A 23,670-nucleotide genomic window follows, 5' to 3' on the forward strand; every position below is an offset into this window, starting at 1 on the left:
CGGAGAAAAGGTCACCCGCGCACAGGTGCATCTCCAGCGATGTAGTAATCGGCGGTGCTGCGCGGCAATGGGGTACGACCACGCATGCGGTCGGCGATTTTCTCGGCAATCATGATGGTGGTGGCGTTGAGGTTGCCGGTGATGATGCGCGGCATGATCGAGGCGTCGATCACGCGCAGGCCCTCCATGCCGTGCACGCGGCCCTGGCCGTCCACCACCGCCATGTCGTCGGTGCCCATCGCGCAGGAGCAGGAGGGGTGATAGGCGGTTTCAGCGCGAGAGCGGACGAATGCGTCCAGCTCCGCATCGGTCTTGCAGTCCGCACTGGGGCTGATCTCGCGGCCGCGGTAGGGGTCTAGCGCCGGTTGCGCGATGATCTCGCGGGTGATGCGGATCGCGTCGCGGAATTCCTGCCAGTCCTGGTCGGTGGATTGGTAGTTGAACAGGATCGAAGGATGCTGGCGCGGGTCGCGCGATTTGGCGTGCACACGCCCGCGGCTGGGTGTGCGCATCGAGCCGACGTGCGCTTGGAAGCCGTGCTCCTTGACGGCATTGCTGCCGTTGTAATTGATGGCCACCGGGAGGAAGTGGTACTGGATGTTGGGCCAGTCAAATTCCTCGCGCGTGCGGATGAAGCCGCCGGCTTCGAACTGATTGCTGGCGCCGGTGCCGGTACCGGCAAACAACCATTCCGCGCCGATCGCAGGCTGGTTCCACCACTGCAATGCCGGATACAAGGACACCGGCTTGGTGCATGCGTACTGGATATACACCTCCAGGTGGTCCTGCAGGTTCTGGCCGACGCCGGGCAGGTCGTGCACCAGTTGCACATCCAGTGCGCGCAGCAGATCGGGTGCGCCTACGCCGGAGCGTTGCAGCAGCTGCGGCGAGGCGATCGCACCCGCGCACACCAGTACTTCGCGGCGTGCATGCGCATCGATTCCTTCGCTGCTGTTGCCCACCAGGTAATGCACGCCGATGGCACGCTTGCCTGCAAACAAAATGCGGTCGGTGGTGGCGTGGGTGACGATATGCAGGCCGTCGCGCGGCTTGGCCATGTCCAGGTAACCGCGCGCGGTGCTGGCGCGGCGCCCGCGTGGCGTCACCGTGCGGTCCATCGGTCCGAAGCCTTCCTGCTGGTAGCCATTGAGATCGTCGGTACGCGGGTAGCCTGCCTGTACGCCTGCCTCGACCATGGCATGGAACAACACGTTGTTGTCGTTCTTCGGCGTTGCCACGCTCACCGGGCCGTCGCCGCCGTGATAGTCGTTGGCGCCGATGTCGCGCGTCTCTGCCTTGCGGAAGTACGGCAGGACATCGCGGTAGCTCCAGTCCTCCAGGCCGGGGCGCTTGGCCCAATGATCGAAGTCCAGTGCATTGCCGCGGATGTAGCACATGCCGTTGATCAGCGACGAACCGCCCAGGCCCTTGCCGCGACCGCATTCCATGCGCCGGTTGTCCATATAGGGTTCCGGCTCGGTTTCATAGGCCCAGTTGTAGCGACGTCCCTGCAACGGAAAAGCCAGTGCTGCCGGCATCTGCGTGCGGAAATCCATGCGGTAATCCGGCCCGCCGGCTTCGAGCAGCAGCACGGTCACGCCGGGATCTTCGGTCAGGCGTGCCGCCAGCACGTTGCCTGCCGAGCCGGCGCCGATGATGATGTAGTCGTATTCGCGTTGCATGGTGTTCTCCTGATGCGGTAACGGTGCGGTGGCGATCAAGGCATATGGCACAGACCCAAGCGTGCTCCCGGGGAGCGATAGCGGCGCGTTATTGCTACCGCGCTTGCGTGCGCTGGCTCTCTGCCCTCAGAACACCGACGCGTAACGTTCCAGTTCGATCTGGACGGATTTGGTGCGCGTGTAGGCCTCCAAGGTCGCCAGGCCGTTTTCGCGCCCCACGCCCGACTGCTTGTAGCCGCCCACCGGCATCGGTGCCGGCGACTCGCCCCAGGTGTTGACCCAGCAAATGCCCGCTTCCAGGCGATGGATCAGCCGATGTGCACGCGCCAGATCCGGCGTGACCACGCCTGCAGCCAGCCCATACGTGGTGGCGTTGGCGCGCGTCACCGCTTCGTCTTGGTCGTCGTAGGTGAGCAGGCTCAGGACCGGCCCGAAGATTTCCTCGCGCACGATGGTCATTACATCGGTGCAATCGCTGAAGATGGTCGGCGCCACGTAATAGCCCTGCGCCAGTGCGCCGTCTTGCAGGCGCTCGCCGCCGCACAGCAGACGTGCGCCTTCGGCCTTGCCCTGTTCGATATGCTCCAGCACGCGCTGCATATGCGCGGCGCTGACCAGCGGACCGAAGGTGGTGCGCTCATCGAGCGGATCGCCGATATGGATCCGTTGCACGCGGGCCAGCAGGCGCGCTTCGAATGCATGACGCAAGGCGCGCGGCACGAACACGCGGGTACCGTTGGTGCACACCTGCCCGGAGCTGTAGAAGTTGGCCATCATGGCGATGTCGGCCGCCAGGTCCAGGTCGGCATCGGCGCAGACGATCAGCGGCGACTTGCCGCCCAGCTCCATGGTCACCTCCTTCAGCGACGAACTTGATGCGCTGGCCATCACCTTGCGGCCGGTGGCGGTGCCGCCGGTGAAGCTGATCTTTTCGATCTGCGGATGTTCGGTGAGCGCCGTGCCCACGCTGGAGCCATCGCCGGGCAACACGTTGAACACGCCATCGGGCAGGCCGGCCTCGGTAAAGATTTCGGCCAGTTTCAACGCGGTGAGCGGGGTAACTTCGCTGGGTTTGAAGATCATCGCGTTCCCGGCGGCCAGGGCGGGCGCGGCTTTCCACAGCGCGATCTGGATGGGGTAATTCCACGCGCCGATTGCACCCACAACGCCCAGCGGTTCGTGGCGCGTGTAGAAAAAGCTGCCTTCGCGCAAGGGCACCTGCGCACCCTGCAGCGCCTGCGCAACGCCAGCGTAATACTCCAGCACGTCGGCTCCGGTGACCACATCCACGCTACGCGTTTCGCTCAGCGGCTTGCCGGTGTTGAGCGTTTCCAATTCCGCCAGCGCATCGTTGCGCTCGCGCAGCAACGCCACCGCACGCAGCAAAATGCGCGAGCGCTCCACTGTCGTCAGGGCCGCCCATTGTCGCTGGCCTGCCTGCGCGCTATCGACCGCGGCGTCCAGATCGTCGGCACCGGCATTGTGCACGTTGGCCAGCACCTCGCCGGTGGCGGGGTTGACCACTTCGAACGTGTGGCCGCCGCGGGCGGGAACATAACGGCCGCCGATATACAGCAACTGGTCGGAAAAACGTGGCATGACAAACCTCCTGTGGGACGGTCGCCGCAGCGACGCACCTTCAGCGGGTGAGGTGCAGAAACTGCAGGTGACGTTCGTATTGATCGATGATGTCGTTGATGATCTGTTCGCGGCTGTAGCCCACCAGGTCGTAGTCCTGGCTGCCTTCGTACAGGTAGACCTCGGCGCGGTAGTAGCGCTGGTTGCGGAAGCGCTGCGCGGCAAACGACGGAGTCAGATAGCCGCGCATCACGATTTGATAGCGGAAACCCTGCTGTTCGCCATGATCGACGCTGATTTCCATGTCGCCGTCGTCGATGCGGCTGCTGACCTTCCAGCCTTCCTCCTGCAGCTGTGCGGTGACCGCTTCGATGGCCGGGCGCACCTGGTCGTGCATGAAGCGATACACCTCATCGCGCGCCGGGAAGTGCATCGCCTGGCCCAACCGCTGGCGCCAGCCGCCGTGATGACGCGATTGCCCGATCAAGGGGCTGGGGCTGTAAAGCTGCGCGCGTTTGCGCTGCGATTCTTCGCTGAGGGCGCGTGACAGGCCCCAGGCCATCAGCAGCAGCACTGCAGAGAATGGCAGCGACGCCAGCACCACCGCCGATTTCAGTGCGTCCATGCTGCCGGCCAGCAACAAGCCTGCCGTGACCACGGCAGTGAGCACGCCCCAGAACACGCGCAGCCAGCGCGGGCCATCGTCGTGCGGTTCGCCGCCGTGGGAGGAGAGCGTGGACAACACCACCGTGCCGGAATCGGCGGAGGTCACGAAGAACACGAAACTGATCGCCACCGTGACCGTGATCACCGTGTGGCTCCAGGGATAACTCTGCAGCAGGGAATACAACACCGTCTGCGGTGCATCGATGGCCTGCTGCGCCCATGCTGCCTGGCCGTGATGCAGCAGCTGATCCAGCGCGCTGTTGCCGAAGATCGACAGCCACGCCAGGGTGAACCCGAGCGGGATCAGCAATACCCCCAACACGAATTCGCGAATGGTGCGGCCGCGCGAGATGCGCGCGATGAACAGCCCGACGAACGGCGCCCAGCCGATCCACCAGGCCCAATAGAACACCGTCCAGTTGCCCAGCCAATCGGCGCGGCCACCGTAGGCATACACGTCGAAACTCTTGTTGACCACGCTGCCCAGGTAGTCGCCCAGGTTTTGCATCAGCGCATTGAGCAGGTACTGCGTCGGTCCGGCGAACAGCATGAACAACAGCAGCGCAATGGCCAGCAGCATGTTGATGTCCGACATCCAGCGCACGCCCTTTTCGACGCCGGACACCGCCACCACGATGGCCGCGCCCATCATCGCCACGATCAGCGCCACCTGCACCCAGTGCGTATGCGGCACGTCCATCAAGGTGCTCAGGCCGGCGTTGAGATGCAGCACGCCAAAGCCCATGTCCGCGCCCAGGCCGAACACGGTGGCCACGATGCCCAACGCATCCACGGTATAGCCGATCGGCCCGTTGATGCGTTTGCCGATCAGCGGGTACAACGCCGAGCGCAACGCCAGCGGCAGGTTATGGCGGAAGGCAAAATACGCCAGCGCCATGGCGGCCAGTGCGAACACTCCCCATCCATGCAGGCCCCAATGCAGGAACAGCACCTGCATCGCCTGTCTCGCGGACGCCTCGCCACTGCCGGTACCGCCCTGGGGCGGTTGCAGATAATGCGTGAGCGGCTCGGAGACGCAGAAGAAGAACAGCGTGATGCTGATGCCGGCGGCGAACAGCATGCCGGCCCAGGAGAGATAACTGAATTCCGGCTCGTCGTGATCGGCGCCGAGCTTGATGTTGCCGTAGCTGGACAGGGCCGTGGCCAGCACGAACACCAGATACAGCGTCATCGCCAGCAGGTAGTACCAGCCGACATTGCGCGACGCCCAGGTCTGCGCATCCAGCAGCACACGCCCCGATTCCAGCGGAAACAACGACACCAGCAAGGCAAACGTGCACACGACCGTGGCAGCCAGCACGAACACCGGGCGCAGGGTGCGTACCGGCAAGGTGTGCGGCGCTGTCGCACTCATGGCAACGCACTCATACGCTGCGTATCACGTGTTGTGCTCCCAACGAAAAACCGCCTGCGTTATCGCACAGGCGGTGTCGAGGGGGTGTCAGCGGTCGAGTTCGCCAATGCGAACCCGTCGTCACTTTTCCGGTTGTTTGGAGCGGCCAACACAGCGTGGCGAGCAGTCGTTAGGTGGGCGTGGGCGGCGCGCTCAGAACCGGAGTGTACGAGCGGTACGTGCCGATTCCGAGCACCGGCCGCGCCCGTCTGGCGGCTGCGCAGTCGTTCTGTTGGCTGCTCTTAACGCAGCAATTGCCTTGGCACGCGGATATCCATGCCCACCGCCAGGTGATCTGAAAACGCGGCCGGAATGGCTTCGGTATGTTCGATCACCAGGCTGTCGCTGACCAGGATGTGGTCGATCGCCCGGTCCGGACGCCAGCTGGGAAAGGTGTGCACCTCGCAACTGGGCGGTTGCAGACGGGTATGGCGATAGAGCGACTGCATCTCCGGGCGATCGGCCATGCAATTGAAATCGCCCATCAACATCGCGTTGGGATGGTCGGACAACAATTCGGCGATGAAGGCCAACTGCGCCATACGCGAATTGGCGCCCAGCGACAGATGCGCCACCGCCACGGCCAGGCCATCGCGGCCCTCACCGAATTTCGCCAGCAGGATGCCGCGCCCGCCGATGCGGCCGGGCAGGGCGTGGTCCTGCACTTCCACCGGTTCCAGCTTGCTCAACAAGCCGTTGGCGCTGGAGGCCACCCCGCCCATGCGGCGGTTGGGTTGGTGGCTCCAATAATCGAAACCGGCGCGCTCGGCCAGATAGTGGGTCTGGTTGGTGAAACCCGAGCGCAGGCTGCCGGGGTCGGCCTCCTGCAGGCCAACGATGTCGCGTTCGCCGACCAGCTTGGCGATGCTGTCCAGGCTGGTGCGCTTGCTGCCCAGCGGCAACGCGTGCGACCAGCTACGCGTCACATAGTCGCTGTAACGGCGGGTGCTGGAACCGGCCTGGATATTGGCGGTCAGCACCCGCAGGGTGCGCGAGTCCGAAGCGTTCACGACGTTGCGTTCGCGCGACTCACTTGGCCAGCGTGGCGCGTTCGCGCGCGATCAGGTGATCGGCAATGCGCAGCATGTCCGGGAAGCTCTGGCCCTTGACCAGGTACTTGCCGTTGATGATCAGCGACGGGGTGCCGGTGATCTTGCTGCGGGTGGCGAACTGCTTGGCGCGGTTGGTCTTGGCCGAGACGCCGAAGCTGCTCATGGTGTCGATGAAGGTCTTCTGGTCCACGCCGTACTTGGCATAGAACGCGGCGATGTCCTGCACCGAATCCTTGCCGCGCTCGCCCTTGAGGGTCTGGTCGACGTGGATGGCCTTGTACAAGGCTTCGTGGGTCTTTTCCTGCACGCCCAGGGTTTCGGCGGCATAGAAGGCGCGGCCGTAGTCATCCCAGGTGCCACCGAACATGGCCGGCACATAGACAAAATGCACGTCCGACGGCAAACCGGCCTTCCACGGCCCGATCAGCGGCTGGAACGCGTTGCAGGCAGGGCAGACATAGCCGAAGACTTCGGCCACTTCGATCTTGCCGGCGGCCTGTTGGTAGGGCTGGCCAGCGTCGATGTCCAGATAATCGGTGCCGGCGACCGGCTCGGGGCCATTGGGTGCACGCGGGGCAGCGCTGGGCGCGGCGGGCGGTTGAGTGGTGGCGCTTTCGCCGACTGCAGGCGGAGCGGCCGGGTCTGCGGCCGGGGTAGCGGCAGCAGGCGCGGGCGCCGTTTCGGCAGCTGGGGTGGTGGCGGCAGGTGCGGTGTCGGACGAACCGTCCTGCGCCTTGCAGGCGACCAGGATCGGCAACAGCGCCATCAGCGTCAGGGCGAAGCGTGTCTTCATCGGATTGGATCTCCAGCGTGGGGCGAGAAAAGGGCCGGACGGCCGCGGGGCGCATGATGCCACGCGCGGCCGTCGCTGGCGGTTATGCGGTTCAGCGCTTGGCCGGCGCGGCGTGCTCGCGGGCGATCAGGTAGTCGGCAATGCGCAACATGTCCGGGTAATTGCGTGCGCCGATCAGGTAGCGGCCGTTGACGATGATGGCCGGCGTGCCGGGAATCTTGCTGCGCAGCGCGAACTCGCGCGCGGCCTTGAGCTTGGCCTCCACCGCCTCGCTCTTGTAGGTCTCGATGAAGCGCTGCTGCGGGATTCCGTAACCGGCATAGAACGCGGCCAGTTCTTCGGGCGCCACGTTCTGGGTGGGCACGGTCTGCTTTTCATGGATGGCGTCGAACATGGCGCGATGGCTGCGCTTGGCCACGCCCAGGATGTCGGCAGCGAAATAGGCGCGCGCAAACGCGTCCCAGAAGCCACCGAAGGCGGCCGGTACCGGGGTGAAGCGTACGTATGCCTGCTGCTTGGCCACCCAGGCTTCCAGCACTGGTTCGAAATGTGCGCAATGCGGGCAGGTGTAGCCGAAGACTTCGGTCACTTCGACCTTGCCGGCCAGCGGGGCGTACGGCTGGCCGCCGTCGATCAGGGTGTAGTCCTCGCCTTCGACCGGCGCGGCCTTCTTGTCGGCGGCGCAGGCCACCAGCGGCAACAGGAACATCAACAGCAGGGGCAGACGGGAAAGCAATTTCATGCGGGCTCCGTGGGGGCGAGGGGAGAGCGGTAAACGACGACGCCGGTCGCGGGACCGGCGTCGTGAAGCGGCGTGGCGACGGCAGGGATCAGCTCACGAACGTGCAGGCGTTCCTGCAGGTGGCTGCGCCGCTGCCGCGTCGTCGGCACGATCATGCAGGCCTTGCAGATAGCTGGCCAGCGCCTGGATCTCCTGCTCGGTCAGCGGATGCGCCACCTGCGCCATGATATTGAACAGCGCCGGATTGCGCTCCTGGGTGGTGCCGGCCTGGTATTCCTTCAGGCGCCGCGCCACGTACTCGGCATGCTGTCCGCCCAGGCGCGGATAGGCCGGGCCCGGATTGCCGCCGCCCGATGGCCCATGGCAGGCCATGCAGGCCGGTACGCCGCGGGCGATGTCGCCGCCGCGGTACAGCTTCTCGCCGACCTCGTAGAACTTCATGCCTTGGTAGGGGCCCTCGGCGATCGCCGCGTCGTCGGCGACACCGGCGGAGGCCTTCTGGGTGGCGAAGTAGGCGCCCAGGTCGCGCATGTCCTGCGCGGTGAGGTCCTTGACGAAGGGCACCATCACCGCCGACATCCCGGTATTTCGCTCGCCGCTGGCAATCAACGCCACCTGATGCGCCACGTAGCGCTCGGTCTGCCCGGCAATGCGCGGGTACATCGCCACTGCCGGATTGCCGTCCGGTCCATGGCAGGCTGCGCAGGCAGCAGCCTTGGTCTGGCCGGCCTTGGCATCTCCCCAGGTGGTCTTGGCCAGGTCCACCTCCAGCGGCGCAACGCGTACCGGCGGCGGATCGGGGATCGGCGTGACTGCCGATTGCGCAAACGCCACGGCCGCAATGACCGGTACGGCGAGTGCGGCGAGGACTAGCACACGAGCATGGCGCATCAGCTAAAGCTCCGTATGGACCCGGCCCGCGCGCGTTGGGTACTGGCAGTGGCAGGCGTGCTTCGATTATCGACACGCCTTTGCGCCAGGGTCAACGAACAGTGCAGCAAAACTGCCGGGCCCGAACGTGCGATCCTAAGCGGATGTCGCTTCTTATCGAACAAGCCCGCTACCACCTGTCCGCCCACAACGCCCGGCAATTGCCCGACGATGGCGGCTACGAGGTGGCCTTCGCCGGCCGCTCCAACGCCGGAAAATCCAGCGCGCTCAATGCGCTGACCCGCCAGAACGCGCTGGCGCGCGTGTCCAAGACGCCCGGCCGCACCCAGCAGCTGGTGTTTTTCCAGATCCAGCCCGAGCGCTATCTGGTGGATCTGCCCGGTTACGGCTACGCCAAGGTGCCGCAGGACCTGCAGGCGCACTGGCAGGCCTTCATCGACCGCTATTTCCGCACCCGCGAGGCGCTGCGCGGGCTGGTGGTGGTGATGGATATCCGCCACCCGCTGAAGGATTACGACCTGCAGATGCTCGGCTATGCCGCCGAACGCGGCCTGCCCGCGCATGGTTTGCTGACCAAGGCCGACAAGCTCGGCCGTGGCCAGCAGATGCAGACCCTGCAGAAGGTCAAGAAGGAAGTGACCTCGCGCTTTGGCGACAGCGTGACCGTGCAGGCCTACTCGGGCGAATCGCGCCAGGGTGTGGACGAATTGCGCGCAATTGTCGGTGCTTGGCTGGGACTGGATGTGGAAACCACTGCGGCCGAATGATGCCGTGCAACACGAGTGTCGGGCGTGGCTGGATGCCCAGCGCCTCGTCACGACGGCAGACTTCGGTCTGCCGTTTGCGTTTCCAGCGGCAGTGATCGGTGGGTCGCCTGCGGAGCGATGCGCGGCCTGAGCATTGCGTAGGGGCGCGCATGGCAACGCTTGCGGTGATGACCGCGCTGTGTCGGACGATGCCGGCGCTGCAGAACGCGCAGCCCGGTCATTTGATCCAGATCACGCCATCGCCGCGATCGATGGCGGGCATGCATCGGTGGAAATGTCATGCCCCGCCGGTGTCGCCAATCCTTTCGCGTCGGGCGGGTATAGTGCGGGCCTTGCGGTGGCAGGGGAGGATCCCCACATCGTCCCACCCCTTTCGTTTGCGAGCCTGCCCTTGTCGAGTCCCAGCCACGTTGCCGAAACGCCGATCACCGAACGCGCGGAGCTGGTCCAGGTGCTGGCTTCCGGCGAGAAGCCGAGTGCGGACTGGCGGATCGGCACCGAGCACGAGAAGTTCGGCTTTCAGTTGGATGACCTGCGTGCGCCCACCTTCGAAGGGGCACGCGGCATCGAGGCCTTGCTGACCGGGCTGACCCGTTTCGGCTGGGAGCCGGTGCAGGAAAACGGCCGCACCATCGCGCTGCTGCGCGATGGTGCATCGGTCACGCTGGAGCCGGCCGGGCAACTGGAGCTCTCCGGCGCGGCAGTGGAAACCCTGCACCATACGTGCGTGGAAACCGGCACCCATCTGGACGAAGTGGCGCAGGTCGCCGGCGAATTGCAGCTGGGCTTTCTGGGCATGGGCTTCCAGCCCAAGTGGCGTCGCGACCAGATGCCGTGGATGCCCAAGGGCCGCTACCAGATCATGAAGAACTACATGCCCAAGGTCGGCTCGCTCGGCCTGGACATGATGACGCGCACCTGCACGGTGCAGGTCAACCTGGATTACGCCACCGAAGCGGACATGGTGAAGAAGTTCCGCGTGTCGCTGGCGTTGCAGCCGATCGCCACCGCGTTGTTCGCCGATTCGCCGTTCACCGAAGGCAAGCCGAACGGCTACCTGAGCTACCGCTCGCACATCTGGACCGACACCGACGCCGATCGCACCGGCATGCTGGATTTCGTGTTCGAAGACGGCTTCGGCTACGACCGCTACGTCGATTACCTGCTCGATGTGCCGATGTATTTTTCCTACCGCGACGGTGTGTATCACGACGCCAGCGGGCAGAGCTTCCGCGCTTTCATGCAGGGCAAGCTGCCGGCGTTGCCGGGTGCGTTGCCGACGCTGCGCGATTGGTCCGACCACATGACCACCGCGTTTCCGGAAGTGCGTTTGAAGAAGTATCTGGAAATGCGCGGTGCCGATGCCGGCCCGTGGGATCGGTTGTGCGCGCTGTCGGCGTTCTGGGTCGGCCTGCTGTACGACCAGACCGCGCTGGATGCGGCCTGGGACCTGGTCAAGGATTTCAGTCCGACCGAGCGCCATGCGCTGCGCGACGGCGTGCCCAAGTACGCGTTGGGCCTGCCGTTCCGCAATGGCACCGCGCGCGATCTGGCAGTGGAGGCGGTCAACATCGCGCGCGAGGGCCTGCGTCGCCGCGCACGCCTGAATCGCGACGGGCAGGACGAAACCGGCTTTCTGGATGTGATCGCCGAGATCGCCGAAAGCGGCGTCACCGCCGCCGAACGCAAGCTGGCGCTGTATCACGGCGCATGGAAGGGCGATATCGACCGCGTGTTCCGCGAGTTCGCCTACTGAGCGTGGGTTGGCCGGTCGCCAGCGCGTGCTGGCGCTGGCAGCAGTTGGCCGTGGGCGATTGCGTGCCGGAGTCGTCGCGTCAGCCGATGTGGCCAGACGCGCAAGGCCATGGCCGGAACAGCGGTGGTGGGCTCGGATCATGACAGCTGCCGCTTGCCCGGCCTGGCAGGCCGCACTCCATCACACGTCAGCGCCGCTCGGGCATGCAGGGCAGTCGTACGGTCACGCGCAAGCCGCCATGCGGGCGATTGTCCAGGCGCAGGTCGCCGCCGTGCGCCAGCACAATGCTGTGCGCCACCGACAAACCCAGCCCGATGCCGCCGGTGTCGCGATTGCGCGAAGACTCGCCACGCACGAACGGCAGCAACAATTGTTCGCGCTGGGTCGGGTCGATGCCGGGGCCGTCGTCGTCGATCCACAACACGCCGTCCTCGCCATCGCGCTGCAGTTGCAGACGGGCGCGCTTGCCGTACTTCAACGCGTTTTCGAGCAGATTCATGACCGCGCGGCGCAACGCCAGCGGGTCGCCGTCCAGGGTGATTTCCGGGCCGGGCAGCAGCTCGGCGTCGGCGCCGATATCGGTGGCGTTGTCCACCACGCTCTCCACCAGCAAGCGCAGATCCAGCGGCGCGCGCTCGCCGCGATGACGATCGTTCTGGATGAAGTCCAGCGCTGCGGAAATCATCGCCTTCATTTCGTTGATATCGGCCAGCGCCTTGTCGCGCAGCGGTGGCTGCAGGCCATCCAGACGAAACGACAGCCGCGCCAGCGGCGTGCGCAGGTCGTGCGCAATCGCTGCGACCATGTGCGTGCGTTCGTTGATCAGGCGGTTCAGGCGCGCCTGCATCGCGTTGAACGAATCGGCTGCGCGCACGATTTCCGGCGGGCCGCTGCGTTGCAGGGCGGCGGCATCGGGATTCCGGCCCAGGCGGTCGGCAGCTTCGGCAAAGCGCTTGATCGGTGCCGACAGCGCGCGCGAAAACCACCATGCCAGCGGCACGTTGGCCAGCAGGCCGGCCAGGAACAGCAGCACGACGTGGGTCTTGAACTCGCCCGAGAGGCGTCGACGCGGCGATTCCACCGTACGCCAACGGCCATCGGGTTGTTGCAGGGCGGCGGTGAAGCCGTCCAGCAGCGGTACGCCGGGGGTCAGGCGCTCGCTTTCCCAGGCGCCGGGCAACTCGTCCGGGCGCAGCCCGTCGCCGGGCAGCGCAGCAGGGTGGCCGTCACGCGGCCAGTCGTCCGGAAACGGCGGCAGAGGTTGCGTGCCAGGGCGTTCGTGCGCCCCGTCACCGCCTTCGCCCGCGTGGTTCTGGTTGGACCACCGCTGCGGCGGCAGCATGCCTGGCTGGGGGCCTTCACGATCATTGGCGTTGCGGTAGAACCGCACCTGGCCTTCGGGCACGTCCAGCCAGTGCGCAAGCAGCATTTCGGCGAAGGGGTCGCGCACCTGGCCTGTCGGCGGCACCGGGGCTTGCGCCGATTCGTGCACTTTCAGGGTCTGGGTACCGGCCGGCATGCGGGTGGAGAGCAGCGCCACCACTTCCGGCGGATGGACCGGAGGCTCGTAGACGGGGGTACGCATCATCAACAGGGCGATGCCCACCGCCTGGGCGGTGACCAGGGCCACCGCCAACAACACAAAGGTCCGCGCAAAGATCGACAGCCCGCGTCGTGCCGGTTTGCTCACAGGCGCGAGACGCTCGGCAGCAGCATGTAGCCCTCGTTGCGTACGGTGCGAATCAACTCGGTATGGACGCGCTCATTGATTTTGCGGCGCAGGCGGCTGATCTGGCTGTCGATGGCGCGGTCGTAGACGTCGGTGTCGCGGCCGCGGGCGTAGTCCAGCAGCTGGTCGCGGCTGAGTACGCGCTGCGGGTGTTCGACGAAGGTGCGCAGCAGCGCGAACTCGCCGTCGGACAGATTGATGAAGATGCCGGTCGGGTCGCGCAGGTCGCGGCGCACCACGTCCAGCCGCCAGCCGGCGAATTCGTAGACGTTTCCGCGCTGGTCGGCCTGTTCGTTGCTGGCCTGGCTGCGCCGCAGCAGGGCGCGCACACGGGCCAGCAATTCGCGCGGATTGCAGGGTTTGGCCAGGTAATCGTCGGCGCCGACTTCCAGGCCGATGATGCGGTCGGTGTCGTTACCCAGCGCGCTGAGCATGATGACCGCAGGTGAACCGCGCTCGCTGGCCAGGGCGCGCGCTGCACTCAGCCCATCTTCTCCCGGCATCATCACGTCGAGTACGATGAGATCCGGGCGGCGCTGCGCCATGACAGAGCGCATCTCCGCCACGTTTTCGGCCATATCCACCTGGTAGCCGTGAGCGCTCAGAAATTCGCCGATCAGCTTGCGCAGGTCCGGATCGTCGTCGACCACGAGAACGCAGGGTTGTTGCAGGTCCATAGGGATCATCGTCTGTGGCGCGGAGCTTGGCCCGCGCAAGGTGGTGGCTGCCGGATACATGGTGCTCGCAATTGCAGGGCTGGAGCACGCATCATAATGATCGAATTTGTCAACCATTGGCACACGTGTAACGCACCATGACAGACCAGGACATCGCGCAGGAAGCCACGGCATCGACACTATGCCGTTGTACTGGCGCGTGCGTGCATGACAAGGCATTTCCAATGATGCGGGTGATCAGTCGCGACAACGGCGTGGGGCTGACCCGCGACATGGTGCTGATGGCCGATACGCTGCGCGCCGGCGGCGTGCCGGTGCAGGAAGTGGGATTCACCAGTCAGCGCCTGCACGACACTGGGCGCGAGGCACGCCTGTGGGCCAGCCGCACGCTGTTCGGGCGGGTGCCGCTGCAGATCTTTTCCGAGCGCGTGTACAAGCGCTGCCTGCCGCTGGGGCAGATCAACCTGCTGGTGCCCAACCCGGAGTGGCTGCTGCCCAAGTGGCTGCCATTGCTGCCGCGCTTCGATGCGGTGCTGTGCAAGACCCACCATGCCGAGCGAATTTTCCGCAGCCTCGGGTGCGCCACGCGCTTCATCGGCTTCACCAGCCCGGATCGCCATGACCCACGCGTGTTTCGTCAGCGCGCTTTCTTCCACCTGGCCGGGCGCAGTACCGCCAAGGGCACGCGCGTCTTGCTGGACACCTGGCAGCAGCATCCGGAGTGGCCGCTGCTGACGGTGGTGCAGAACCCACGCACCGCCGGCAAGCCGGTCGTGGCCCCGAACATCGACCACCGCGTGGGGTATCTGGACGATGCCGAACTGCGCCGCATGCAGAACGCGCATCTGTTCCATATCTGCCCCTCCGAGGCCGAAGGGTTCGGGCACTACCTGATGGAAGCGCTAAGCGTGGGCGCGGTGACGTTGGCGACCGACGGCGAGCCGATGAACGAATTGATCAGGCCCGAACACGGGGTGCTGATGCCGGTGGCCGAGGTGCGTCAGCGTCGTCTGGCATCGTATTACTACGTGGACGCGGCAGGCATCGCGCAGGCAGTGGAAACCGCGCTGGCATTGCCACAGGCCCAACTGGACCAGTTGTCGGCCAACGCGCGCGCGTTCTACCAGGCCAACGATGCGGCATTTGCCGCGCGCTTTCGTGCTGCGGTGCTGGCCTCGCTACCGGAGCATGCAGTGGACGCTGCGGTCGCCGCGGCGCCGGCTGCCGTCGAAAACTGACGGCGACAACGCCTGCGTCGCCACTGTCGAACCACGCATCTTCCCGCGCGTAAGCCGAAGCAGGTGCTGCACGCGCCTTGCATCTGCGCTGCGGATGGCGGCAAGCGCCAATCCACGCCGGCGCGCGGCGCGCGATGGCAAATGCGCAGCACAGTCAGCTGCAACTCTTCCCGGACCAGCGCGGCCCAGCCCGCGTCCGCCGTCTGCAGGCCGTGCGCAGATGTGCCATCCAGCCAGGGAGATCACGATGGTCCACGCACCACCACGCGTTGTCGTTACCACTGCAATACTCGCGGCGCTCAACCTGGCAGGTTGTGCCAATTTCTGCGGTGCTAGGCACCATGCGCCTATGCCCTACGCGCATCGCGAGCCACCGCCACCGCCACCGCCACCGCCGGGTGCAGGAATCATCGATGCGTTACCGCCCTGTGCGCCGGAACACGATGTGATCCCAATGCCGCCGCCTGCCGACGTCGCGCACCGCGCTGCGCCGCAGCGGCAGGATCGGGGAATCGGCGACGGCTGCCTGGTACATAGGGGCGTGGCACCGCCACCGCCGCCACCCTTCGATAGCGACCCATTCGACGCACCGGATGCCGCAGATGAACCGCCTGGCCTGCCGCCAGACGATTCCGAATTCGACGCAGCGCTGCAGGCGTGCGCGACCGCCGAAGGCAGCGCAGCGCCGTTCCCGCAGGCGCCTTCGCCGGACCTGCCGCCCGAGTTGCTGGCGCAATGTCTGGATGCCGCAGGATTCGCTCCGCCGCCGCCGCCGTTCCAGCCCCGGCGCTGAGGCAGGGACTCCACCCCAGCGGTCGGCAACGGTCGGGATGATCGAAGGGGCCGGTGCTGCGGCAATGGCGCGCAACAATCCTTGCGCTGGGTGCCTGGGGCGCCTGCGACGTGCGAGGCGTCGCCACGTCTGCGCAATGTGCGTGCTGCACTGCGGCTAACAGGTGGGCTCTTTATCCCCGTGCCACCGGCGGCAGTGGGGGCATCGCGCCATGTGCCAACGCGTGGCGGTCATCGCGCTCGACAAGACCACGGTCGGCGGGCCGCTGGCCATAGCTTTTTTCGAAACAATCCATATACTGCCCCCCAGTATTTTGCTGGAGCTGACATGCCGCATTCGCCGCACGAGAAAAAGCGAGCGCTAGCACGCGTGCGCCGGCTGCGCGGGCAATGCGACGCGCTGGAGCGGGCGCTGCAGGCGGGCGCGGACTGCGCTCCGGTCTTGCAGCAGATCGCCGCGATCCGGGGCGCCGTGAACGGGCTGATGTCGCAGGTGCTTGAAGCGCATATCCGTGAAGATTTCGGGCACGCCGCCGCATCCGATGCGCAACGCGCCGAGCGGGTGCAGGATCTGCTCGGTCTGGTCCGGTCCTACCTCAAATAAATCTCCCACCGGGTCGGCGCTTGTCGCGCCCCCGTCCTCGAACCTCATCGTCAGGAGCGTCATCCCATGAAATCCCGTGCAGCAGTCGCATTCGGACCCGGCAAGCCGCTGGAAATCGTCGAAATCGACGTCGCGCCGCCGAAAGCCGGGGAAGTGCTGGTCCGCATCACCCACACCGGCGTGTGCCACACCGATGCCTTCACGCTGTCCGGCGACGACCCGGAAGGCATCTTCCCGTCGGTGCTCGGGCATGAAGGCGGCGGCATCGTCGAGGCAGTCGGCGAGGGCGTGACCAGCGTCAAGGTCGGCGACCACGTCATTCCGCTGTACACGGCCGAATGCCGCAAGTGCAAGTTCTGCCTGTCCGGCAAGACCAACCTGTGCCAGGCCGTGCGCGCCACCCAGGGCAAGGGCCTGATGCCGGATGGCACCACGCGCTTCTCCTACAACGGTGAGCCGATCTATCACTACATGGGCTGCAGCACCTTCAGCGAATACACCGTCGTGCCGGAAATTTCGTTGGCCGTGGTCAATCCGGAGGCGCCGCTGGAGAAGGTCTGCCTGCTCGGCTGCGGCGTCACCACCGGTATCGGCGCGGTGCACAACACCGCCAAGGTCAAGCCAGGCGAAAGTGTTGCCGTGTTCGGCCTGGGCGGCATCGGTCTTGCGGTGATCCAGGGCGCGGTGCAGGCCAAGGCCGGGCGCATCCTGGCCATCGACACCAATCCGGGCAAATTCGACCTGGCGCGCAGCATGGGTGCCACCGATTGCATCAACCCCAAGGACTACGACACGCCGATCCAGGAGGTCATCGTCGAGTTGACCGATGGCGGCGTGGACTTCAGCTTCGAATGCATCGGAAACGTCAACGTGATGCGTTCGGCGCTGGAGTGCTGCCACAAGGGCTGGGGCGAGAGCGTCATCATCGGCGTGGCTGGCGCCGGCCAGGAAATCAGCACGCGTCCCTTCCAGCTGGTGACTGGTCGCGTGTGGCGCGGCAGCGCCTTCGGTGGCGTCAAGGGACGTACGCAATTGCCGGGCATGGTGGAGCAGTCGATGAAGGGCGAGATCGACCTGGACCCATTCATCACCCACACCATGCCGTTGGAAGAGATCAACGAGGCCTTCCACCTGATGCACGAGGGCAAGTCGATCCGCACGGTGATCCATTTCTGACCAGGCGGCCAGGAGCGGCGCGCGGCCGCTTCCGCGCACGTGGTACCCGACACTCCGGGAGGAGCGTGATGACTAACGTGTCGATTCATCCTTCGGTAGATGATGGTGTTGCGCGAGGTGGTGCAGAAGATTTTCAAGGCGGCACGCTTGAATGTCACTGCGCCAGCGACAAGGTGACCGTCGAGGTGTCTGCGCAGACCGCGCATAACCATGCTTGCGGTTGCAGTAAATGCTGGAAACCCGATGGCGCGAAGTTCTCGGTGGTGGCGGTGGTTCCGCGCGACAACGTCAAGGTCACCGCGCACCGGGAAAAGCTGAAGATCGTCGACGAAAGCGCGACGATCCAGCGCCATGCGTGCACCGGTTGCGGCGTGCATCTGTATGGGCGGATCGAAAACAAGGACCACGCATTCTACGGTCTGGATTTTGTGCACACCGAGTTGTCGAAACAACAGGGCTGGTCGGCACCGGGCTTTGCCGCGTTCGTCTCGTCGATCATCGAAACCGGCACGCCGCCGGAGCAGATGGATGGCATACGCACGCGCCTGACCGAACTGGGATTGCCGCCCTACGACTGCCTTTCGCCGGCGTTGATGGATGCCCTGTCGGCGCACGTGGCACGCAAAAAGGGTCTGTTGCATTGATGGTCCAACCTTGCAGCCGGCGATCCGGCTGCAGGGTTTTCTCTTCGTAAGGAATCTTCATGGAACGTATCGAACACCGCGCCTGCTTCGGCGGCTGGCAGGATGTCTATCGGCATCAGTCGCACACCTTGAACTGCAGCATGCAGGTGGGCATTTACCTGCCGCCGCAGGCCGCCAACGGCCCGTTGCCGGTGCTGTATTGGCTGAGCGGTTTGACCTGTACCGAACAGAATTTCATCAGCAAGGCCGGCGCGCAGCGCTATGCGGCCGAGCATGGCGTGATCCTGGTTGCGCCCGACACCAGCCCACGGGGCGAGGATGTGGCCGATGCGGACGGTTACGACATCGGCAAGGGCGCGGGCTTTTACGTCGATGCCACGCAAGCGCCATGGGCGGCGCATTACCGCATGTACGATTACGTGGTGAACGAATTACCGGCCTTGATTGAAGCGACCTTTGCCACCACCGGTGCGCGTGCGATCAGTGGCCATTCGATGGGTGGGCATGGCGCGTTGACCATCGCATTGAAGAATCCGGGCCGCTATCGCAGCGTGTCGGCGTTTTCGCCAATCGTGGCGCCCAGCCAGGTGCCGTGGGGCGAGAAAGCATTTGGCCAGTATCTGGGCAACGACCGTACGACCTGGAAAGCCTACGATGCCACTGCATTGATTGCTGACGCGCAGGAGCGGTTGCCGCTGCTCATCGATCAGGGCGATGCCGATGAATTTCTGCAAACCCAGCTGAAAACCGTAGTGTTCGAAGATGCAGCCAGGTCCGCCGGCTACCCGGTGACGGTGCGGCTGCAGCCCGGCTACGATCACAGCTACTACTTCATCGCAAGCTTTATTGGCGAGCACATTGCGCATCATGCTGCGGCCTTGCGTGGTTGAGTGCCGCTGTTGGCGTATGCCGTTGGAGATGCAGTCCGGTGGATGAGGGGCAGGGGCCACGCCGACGCAGTGCGTGGCGTCACGTTTGGCTGAGTGGCGTCACTCGCCCGCTCTGCCATCGGCGGCACTGGGCACTGCCAGCGCCGCCGACACATGACGGAGTGCAGTTCAGCGAACGTCGCGCAGTTCCCAGTGCGAGCCAGCCAGGGCCTGCATGCGCTGTTTGAACAGGTCGCCGGGAATGCTTGTCGTTGCAACCAGATCGATGCGCAGGTCGTGCTGCTTGCCGGTGACCGTCGCTGCCGGGTCGGTGATGCCCAGGCTGGGATCCACTTCGTCGGGGTCGGTCTGTAGCTGGCGCCAACGGTCGAACCACGCCGGATCGCGCAAAGCTGCCTGCAATTGCTCGGCAAAGGCCTCGGCGCCATTGGCGGTGAAGCTCACCGAGGGCGCACTGCCACGGGCGAGCTTGGGATCGGGCAGGCTGATCGAATAGCTGACAGGCATATGCAAGGCTCAGATGGATGACGCCGGCACGGTAGTGCAGCGCAAGTGAGCATCCCGTCGACGGGCGGGCAGGGGACTCCACACGCGCAGGTGGACGGCGCCAGCAGCCAACAGCCAAGTCTCCGTCCGCTGACTCCGCACACAAAAAAGGCGCCTTTCGGCGCCTTTTCTTTGGAACTACGACGACTTACTTCAAGGCCTTGAAACGCAAACGCTTCGGGCCGGCGTCGTCGCCCATGCGGCGGCGCTTGTCTTCTTCGTACTCGCGGTAGTTGCCCTGGAAGAACTCCACGTGCGAATCGCCTTCGAAGGCCAGGATGTGCGTGGCGATACGGTCCAGGAACCAGCGGTCATGCGAAATCACGAAGGTGTTGCCGGGGAATTCCAGCAACGCATCTTCCAGCGCACGCAGGGTTTCGATGTCCAGGTCGTTGGACGGTTCGTCCAGCAGCAGCACGTTGCCGCCCTGCAGCAGGGTCTTGGCCATGTGCAGACGACCGCGCTCACCACCGGACAGCGAACCGACCATCTTCTGCTGGTCCTGGCCCTTGAAGTTGAAGCGGCCGATGTAGGCGCGCGACTGGATTTCGATGCCGTTGATGTTGAGGATGTCCAGGCCGCCGGCGATTTCCTGGAATACGTTGTGGTTGCCCTCCAGTGCGTCGCGGCTCTGGTCCACGTACGACAGCTGCACGGTCGGTCCGACCACGATCTCGCCGGAGTCCGGCTTTTCCTGGCCGGTGATCATCTTGAACAGGGTCGACTTACCGGCACCGTTGGGGCCGATGATGCCGACGATGGCGCCCGGTGGCACGATCATCGACAGGTTGTCGATCAACAGGCGGTCGCCGAACTTCTTGGACACGTTCTTGAACTCCATCACCGCGTTGCCCAGGCGCTCGCCCGGCGGGATGAAGATCTCGTTGGTTTCGTTGCGCTTCTGGTAATCGACCGATTGCAGTTCTTCCAGGCGGGCCAGACGTGCCTTGCCCTTGGTGCGGCCGCCCTTGGCGTTCTGGCGCGACCATTCCAGTTCCTTCTGGATCGCCTTCTGGCGGGACTTTTCCTGGTTGTCTTCCTGCTTGAGGCGCTCGTCCTTCTGGGTCAGCCAGTCGGTGTAGTTGCCTTTCCACGGAATGCCGCGGCCGCGGTCCAGTTCCAGGATCCACTCGGCGGCGTTGTCGAGGAAGTAGCGATCATGGGTCACCGCCACCACGGTGCCGGTGTAGCGCGCCAGGAACTGCTCCAGCCATTCCACCGACTCGGCGTCCAGGTGGTTGGTGGGTTCGTCGAGCAGCAGCATGTCCGGCTTCTGCAGCAGCAGGCGGCACAGCGCCACGCGACGCTTTTCGCCGCCGGAGAGCTTGCCGACGATGGCGTCCCACGGCGGCAGGCGCAGCGCATCGGCCGCCACGTCCAGCTGGTTTTCCAGCGTATGCGCATCGCCGGCGGCCAGGATCGCCTCCAGGCGCTCCTGCTCCTTGGCCAGCGCGTCGAAATCGGCGCCTTCTTCGGCATAGGCCAGATACACCGCATCCAGCGCGGCCTGGGCCTGCAGCACGTCGCCCACGCCTTCTTCCACCGCCTCGCGCACGGTGTGCTCGGGATTGAGTTGCGGTTCCTGCGCCAGGTAGCCGACCTTGATGCCCGGTTGTGGGCGCGCCTCGCCCTCGAAATCGGTGTCCACGCCGGCCATGATCTTCAGTACCGTGGACTTGCCCGCGCCGTTCAGGCCCAGCAGGCCGATCTTGGCGCCCGGGAAGAAGCTCAGCGAGATGTCCTTGATGATCTGCCGCTTGGGCGGGACCACCTTGCTGACGCGGTTCATGGTGTAGATGTATTGCGACATGGGGGCTCCGTGGACGCAGGCAGCCCGCCGGCCGAGGCCGGAGGCAGCGGAAAAGGGGTTGCGCCAATTATACGGGCAAGTGGCTTGAGCCGCGGCAGCACCCTTGCAGCTAAACCGCACCTTACTTTCGACCTGAATAGGCTTTTTCGTAATCGATTCCAGCAAGAATGCGTTAAGGCGGCCCGCCCCTTAATGAAATTACGACACCGCGAACAGGAACTGTCATGAACCGCAAACGCATCGTTACCGTTGTGCTTTCCTCCATCCTGGCGCTCGGTGCCTTCGCACCTGCGGCGTTCGCCGGGGATTGGGACCGCGACCACGATCGCCGCGGCCATGACCGTCACCATGGCCACGATCATCGAAGAGACTGGCGCGACGCCCGCCGTGACGACCGTCGCGAGTGGCGCCAGGACCGCCGCTACTACAGCAACGGCTATCGCGAGGGTTATCGCGATGCCCGCTACCAGGACCGCCGCTACGACCGCAATCGCGTCTACGTCTACGATCGCCCCGCGTACTACCGCGCCGGCCCGCCGCCGCGTCCGTATTGGGCCCGTGGCCAGCGCTACCACGGCCCGGTCTATGTGGTGAACGATTACGACCGCTACGACCTGCGCCGCCCGCCGTACGGCTACCGCTGGCAGCGCGACGACCGCGGCAATCTGCTGTTGGTGGCCATCGCCACCGGCATCATTGCCGACCTGGTGCTCAACAACTAACGTGGCGCGGCTGCCGGGTCGTCCCCGGCCGCGACCGGCAATCAAGCCGGTCATCACGCAAAGGCGCATCGTCGGGTGCGCCTTTGTCATGTGCGCAGTGCGGGCACACGGGCGGCGCCGGCTGCGCGATTGGTCACCCGTGCGGCAGGGGCTTACAATCGGCGACCCTACTGGCAATAGCTGCCCCGGAGCTTGGAATGTTCTCGCGCGATGTCCGACTGGAAACCTACGACCCCGAACTGGCCAAGGCCATCGCTGCTGAAGCCGGCCGCCAGGAGGATCATGTCGAGCTGATCGCCAGCGAAAACTATTGCAGCCCGCTGGTGATGGAAGCGCAGGGCAGCCAGCTGACCAACAAGTACGCCGAAGGCTATCCGGGCAAGCGCTACTACGGCGGCTGCGAGTTCGTCGACATTGCCGAACAACTGGCGATCGACCGCATCAAGCAGGTGTTTGGCGCCGATTACGCGAACGTCCAGCCGCACAGCGGTTCCCAGGCCAACCAGGCGGTGTATCTGGCGCTGCTGCAGCCGGGCGACACCATCCTGGGCATGAGCCTGGCGCATGGCGGCCACCTGACCCACGGCGCAAAGGTCAACGTCTCTGGCAAGCTGTTCAACGCGGTGCAGTACGGCGTCAACGAGCAGGGCCTGATCGATTACGACGAGGTCCAGCGCCTGGCAACCGAGCACAAGCCGAAGATGGTGGTGGCCGGTTTCTCCGCGTATTCGCAGAAGATCGACTGGGCCCGCTTCCGCGCCATCGCCGACAGCGTCGGCGCCTATCTGTTCGTGGACATGGCGCACATTGCCGGGCTGGTCGCCGCCGGGGTGTACCCGAGCCCGATGGAACATGCGCACGTGGTCACTTCGACCACGCACAAGACACTGCGTGGCCCTCGCGGCGGCATCATCGTCGCCAAGGGTGCCAGCGAAGAGCTGCAGAAAAAGCTGCAGTCGATCGTGTTCCCCGGCATCCAGGGCGGCCCGCTGATGCACGTGATCGCGGCCAAGGCGGTGGCGTTCAAGGAGGCGTTGGAGCCGGCGTTCAAGACCTATCAGCAACAGGTGATCAAGAATGCCCAGGCGATGGCCAATACCCTCATTGCGCGCGGCTACAAGATCGTCTCCGGCGGCACCGAGAACCACCTGATGCTGGTGGACATGATCGGTCGCGATGTCTCCGGCAAGGACGCCGAAGCTGCGCTCGGCAAGGCGCACATCACCGTCAACAAGAATTCGGTCCCCAACGACCCGCGCTCGCCGTTCGTCACTTCCGGTCTGCGCCTGGGCACCCCGGCGATCACCACGCGCGGTTACCAGGAACAGGACAGCATCGACCTGGCCAACTGGATCGCCGACGTGCTCGACGCGCCAACCGACGAAGCCGTGCTGGCGAAGGTGCGCGATGCCGTGACCGCGCAGTGCAAGCGCTATCCGGTGTATGGCTAAGGTGCCGGGATTGGTGATTCGGGAATCGGGATGCGCTAACGGCGCGTCCT

At 65.2% G+C, this 23,670-nt stretch carries 21 protein-coding genes and 1 other RNA gene; 10 read left to right on the plus strand and 12 right to left on the minus strand.

The annotated features are described in order from the left end of the window. Nucleotides 1-11: 11 nt before the first annotated feature. The 8 genes from betA to ACCQ07_RS03745 form a co-directional block, all read right to left on the minus strand. On the minus strand, nt 12-1,682 hold the full coding sequence (gene betA, locus ACCQ07_RS03710; RefSeq protein WP_055026926.1) for a choline dehydrogenase: 1,671 nt from the start codon (nt 1,680-1,682) through the stop codon (nt 12-14). A 126-nt stretch (nt 1,683-1,808) separates the two neighbouring features. After that, a complete protein-coding gene (gene betB / locus ACCQ07_RS03715; RefSeq protein WP_372165214.1) occupies nt 1,809-3,281 on the minus strand; it encodes a betaine-aldehyde dehydrogenase in 1,473 nt (490 codons plus the stop codon). Between the two features lie 40 nt (nt 3,282-3,321). Then, nucleotides 3,322-5,301: a choline BCCT transporter BetT gene (gene betT, locus ACCQ07_RS03720; RefSeq protein WP_008576754.1), complete on the minus strand. Its 1,980-nt coding sequence runs from the start codon at nt 5,299-5,301 to the stop codon at nt 3,322-3,324. A gap of 143 nt (nt 5,302-5,444) precedes the next feature. After that, nucleotides 5,445-5,521: non-coding RNA, sX9 sRNA (locus ACCQ07_RS03725), on the minus strand. A gap of 61 nt (nt 5,522-5,582) precedes the next feature. Beyond that, nucleotides 5,583-6,320, minus strand: a complete 738-nt coding sequence (locus tag ACCQ07_RS03730; RefSeq protein ID WP_010377815.1) for an endonuclease/exonuclease/phosphatase family protein — start codon at nt 6,318-6,320, stop codon at nt 5,583-5,585. A 49-nt stretch (nt 6,321-6,369) separates the two neighbouring features. Continuing rightward, nucleotides 6,370-7,185, minus strand: a complete 816-nt coding sequence (locus tag ACCQ07_RS03735) for a thiol:disulfide interchange protein DsbA/DsbL (RefSeq protein ID WP_008576756.1) — start codon at nt 7,183-7,185, stop codon at nt 6,370-6,372. Nucleotides 7,186-7,276: 91 nt separating this feature from the next. Beyond that, nucleotides 7,277-7,927: a thiol:disulfide interchange protein DsbA/DsbL gene (locus tag ACCQ07_RS03740; protein ID WP_218532748.1), complete on the minus strand. Its 651-nt coding sequence runs from the start codon at nt 7,925-7,927 to the stop codon at nt 7,277-7,279. Between the two features lie 93 nt (nt 7,928-8,020). Further along, nucleotides 8,021-8,818 (minus strand): c-type cytochrome, encoded by a 798-nt coding sequence (locus ACCQ07_RS03745; protein ID WP_014089367.1) that lies wholly within the window; start codon nt 8,816-8,818, stop codon nt 8,021-8,023. A gap of 143 nt (nt 8,819-8,961) precedes the next feature. Between ACCQ07_RS03745 and yihA the strand changes: the two genes are divergently transcribed. Both yihA and ACCQ07_RS03755 read left to right on the plus strand, forming a co-directional pair. Beyond that, nucleotides 8,962-9,585: a ribosome biogenesis GTP-binding protein YihA/YsxC gene (gene yihA, locus ACCQ07_RS03750; RefSeq protein ID WP_031421051.1), complete on the plus strand. Its 624-nt coding sequence runs from the start codon at nt 8,962-8,964 to the stop codon at nt 9,583-9,585. 391 nt (nt 9,586-9,976) lie between these two features. Beyond that, on the plus strand, nt 9,977-11,341 hold the full coding sequence (locus ACCQ07_RS03755; protein ID WP_074038845.1) for a glutamate--cysteine ligase: 1,365 nt from the start codon (nt 9,977-9,979) through the stop codon (nt 11,339-11,341). A 187-nt stretch (nt 11,342-11,528) separates the two neighbouring features. On the opposite strand, the gene ACCQ07_RS03760 is transcribed toward ACCQ07_RS03755, so the two are convergent. Next, a complete protein-coding gene (locus ACCQ07_RS03760; protein WP_029818653.1) occupies nt 11,529-13,031 on the minus strand; it encodes an ATP-binding protein in 1,503 nt (500 codons plus the stop codon). Beyond that, nucleotides 13,028-13,747, minus strand: coding sequence for a response regulator (locus ACCQ07_RS03765; RefSeq protein WP_011050505.1), 720 nt, complete (start codon nt 13,745-13,747; stop codon nt 13,028-13,030). The genes ACCQ07_RS03760 and ACCQ07_RS03765 overlap by 4 nt, the downstream gene beginning before the upstream one ends. Nucleotides 13,748-13,884: 137 nt before the next feature. Between ACCQ07_RS03765 and ACCQ07_RS03770 the strand changes: the two genes are divergently transcribed. The 6 genes from ACCQ07_RS03770 to fghA all read left to right on the plus strand — a co-directional run bounded on the left by ACCQ07_RS03770 (nt 13,885) and on the right by fghA (nt 19,091). After that, complete coding sequence (locus ACCQ07_RS03770; protein WP_218556270.1) at nt 13,885-14,985, plus strand: glycosyltransferase; 1,101 nt, start codon at nt 13,885-13,887, stop codon at nt 14,983-14,985. Between the two features lie 454 nt (nt 14,986-15,439). Then, complete coding sequence (locus ACCQ07_RS03775; RefSeq protein WP_039417284.1) at nt 15,440-15,778, plus strand: hypothetical protein; 339 nt, start codon at nt 15,440-15,442, stop codon at nt 15,776-15,778. A gap of 327 nt (nt 15,779-16,105) precedes the next feature. Continuing rightward, on the plus strand, nt 16,106-16,381 hold the full coding sequence (locus ACCQ07_RS03780; protein ID WP_005911021.1) for a metal/formaldehyde-sensitive transcriptional repressor: 276 nt from the start codon (nt 16,106-16,108) through the stop codon (nt 16,379-16,381). 66 nt (nt 16,382-16,447) lie between these two features. Then, the gene (locus tag ACCQ07_RS03785) at nt 16,448-17,557 is read left to right on the plus strand and encodes an S-(hydroxymethyl)glutathione dehydrogenase/class III alcohol dehydrogenase (RefSeq protein WP_122273278.1); all 1,110 of its coding nucleotides are present in this window, start codon (nt 16,448-16,450) and stop codon (nt 17,555-17,557) included. A 68-nt stretch (nt 17,558-17,625) separates the two neighbouring features. After that, nucleotides 17,626-18,201, plus strand: coding sequence for an S-(hydroxymethyl)glutathione synthase (gfa, locus tag ACCQ07_RS03790; RefSeq protein ID WP_029818656.1), 576 nt, complete (start codon nt 17,626-17,628; stop codon nt 18,199-18,201). A 59-nt stretch (nt 18,202-18,260) separates the two neighbouring features. Beyond that, complete coding sequence (fghA, locus tag ACCQ07_RS03795) at nt 18,261-19,091, plus strand: S-formylglutathione hydrolase (RefSeq protein ID WP_372165219.1); 831 nt, start codon at nt 18,261-18,263, stop codon at nt 19,089-19,091. A gap of 168 nt (nt 19,092-19,259) precedes the next feature. Here fghA and ACCQ07_RS03800 read toward each other — a convergent pair whose 3' ends face one another. Both ACCQ07_RS03800 and ettA read right to left on the minus strand, forming a co-directional pair. Beyond that, nucleotides 19,260-19,598 carry a hypothetical protein gene (locus tag ACCQ07_RS03800; RefSeq protein WP_008576771.1) on the minus strand — a complete coding sequence of 113 codons (339 nt, stop codon included), beginning with the start codon at nt 19,596-19,598 and terminating at the stop codon, nt 19,260-19,262. Between the two features lie 187 nt (nt 19,599-19,785). After that, the gene (gene ettA / locus ACCQ07_RS03805; protein WP_005910999.1) at nt 19,786-21,447 is read right to left on the minus strand and encodes an energy-dependent translational throttle protein EttA; all 1,662 of its coding nucleotides are present in this window, start codon (nt 21,445-21,447) and stop codon (nt 19,786-19,788) included. 224 nt (nt 21,448-21,671) lie between these two features. Between ettA and ACCQ07_RS03810 the strand changes: the two genes are divergently transcribed. Together ACCQ07_RS03810 and glyA are read left to right on the plus strand one after the other, a co-directional pair. Continuing rightward, the gene (locus ACCQ07_RS03810) at nt 21,672-22,169 is read left to right on the plus strand and encodes an RcnB family protein (RefSeq protein WP_008576772.1); all 498 of its coding nucleotides are present in this window, start codon (nt 21,672-21,674) and stop codon (nt 22,167-22,169) included. A 197-nt stretch (nt 22,170-22,366) separates the two neighbouring features. Next, nucleotides 22,367-23,620, plus strand: coding sequence for a serine hydroxymethyltransferase (gene glyA / locus ACCQ07_RS03815; protein WP_008576774.1), 1,254 nt, complete (start codon nt 22,367-22,369; stop codon nt 23,618-23,620). Nucleotides 23,621-23,670: the final 50 nt, after the last annotated feature.

It is taken from the genome of Xanthomonas sp. NCPPB 3583 (assembly GCF_041475715.2).
Lineage (GTDB): Bacteria > Pseudomonadota > Gammaproteobacteria > Xanthomonadales > Xanthomonadaceae > Xanthomonas > Xanthomonas euvesicatoria.

Coding starts and splice junctions, on each gene's coding strand:
- ACCQ07_RS03775 (WP_039417284.1), top strand. CDS start 15,440: ATGCCGCCGCCTGCCGACGTCGCGCACCGCGCTGCGCCGCAGCGGCAG.
- ACCQ07_RS03745 (WP_014089367.1), bottom strand. CDS start 8,818: ATGCGCCATGCTCGTGTGCTAGTCCTCGCCGCACTCGCCGTACCGGTC.
- ACCQ07_RS03735 (WP_008576756.1), bottom strand. CDS start 7,185: ATGAAGACACGCTTCGCCCTGACGCTGATGGCGCTGTTGCCGATCCTG.
- ACCQ07_RS03740 (WP_218532748.1), bottom strand. CDS start 7,927: ATGAAATTGCTTTCCCGTCTGCCCCTGCTGTTGATGTTCCTGTTGCCG.
- fghA (WP_372165219.1), top strand. CDS start 18,261: ATGGAACGTATCGAACACCGCGCCTGCTTCGGCGGCTGGCAGGATGTC.
- ACCQ07_RS03770 (WP_218556270.1), top strand. CDS start 13,885: ATGACAGACCAGGACATCGCGCAGGAAGCCACGGCATCGACACTATGC.
- gfa (WP_029818656.1), top strand. CDS start 17,626: ATGACTAACGTGTCGATTCATCCTTCGGTAGATGATGGTGTTGCGCGA.
- ACCQ07_RS03800 (WP_008576771.1), bottom strand. CDS start 19,598: ATGCCTGTCAGCTATTCGATCAGCCTGCCCGATCCCAAGCTCGCCCGT.
- ACCQ07_RS03785 (WP_122273278.1), top strand. CDS start 16,448: ATGAAATCCCGTGCAGCAGTCGCATTCGGACCCGGCAAGCCGCTGGAA.
- ACCQ07_RS03810 (WP_008576772.1), top strand. CDS start 21,672: ATGAACCGCAAACGCATCGTTACCGTTGTGCTTTCCTCCATCCTGGCG.
- ACCQ07_RS03780 (WP_005911021.1), top strand. CDS start 16,106: ATGCCGCATTCGCCGCACGAGAAAAAGCGAGCGCTAGCACGCGTGCGC.
- betB (WP_372165214.1), bottom strand. CDS start 3,281: ATGCCACGTTTTTCCGACCAGTTGCTGTATATCGGCGGCCGTTATGTT.
- betT (WP_008576754.1), bottom strand. CDS start 5,301: ATGAGTGCGACAGCGCCGCACACCTTGCCGGTACGCACCCTGCGCCCG.
- betA (WP_055026926.1), bottom strand. CDS start 1,682: ATGCAACGCGAATACGACTACATCATCATCGGCGCCGGCTCGGCAGGC.
- glyA (WP_008576774.1), top strand. CDS start 22,367: ATGTTCTCGCGCGATGTCCGACTGGAAACCTACGACCCCGAACTGGCC.
- ACCQ07_RS03765 (WP_011050505.1), bottom strand. CDS start 13,747: ATGGACCTGCAACAACCCTGCGTTCTCGTGGTCGACGACGATCCGGAC.
- yihA (WP_031421051.1), top strand. CDS start 8,962: ATGTCGCTTCTTATCGAACAAGCCCGCTACCACCTGTCCGCCCACAAC.
- ettA (WP_005910999.1), bottom strand. CDS start 21,447: ATGTCGCAATACATCTACACCATGAACCGCGTCAGCAAGGTGGTCCCG.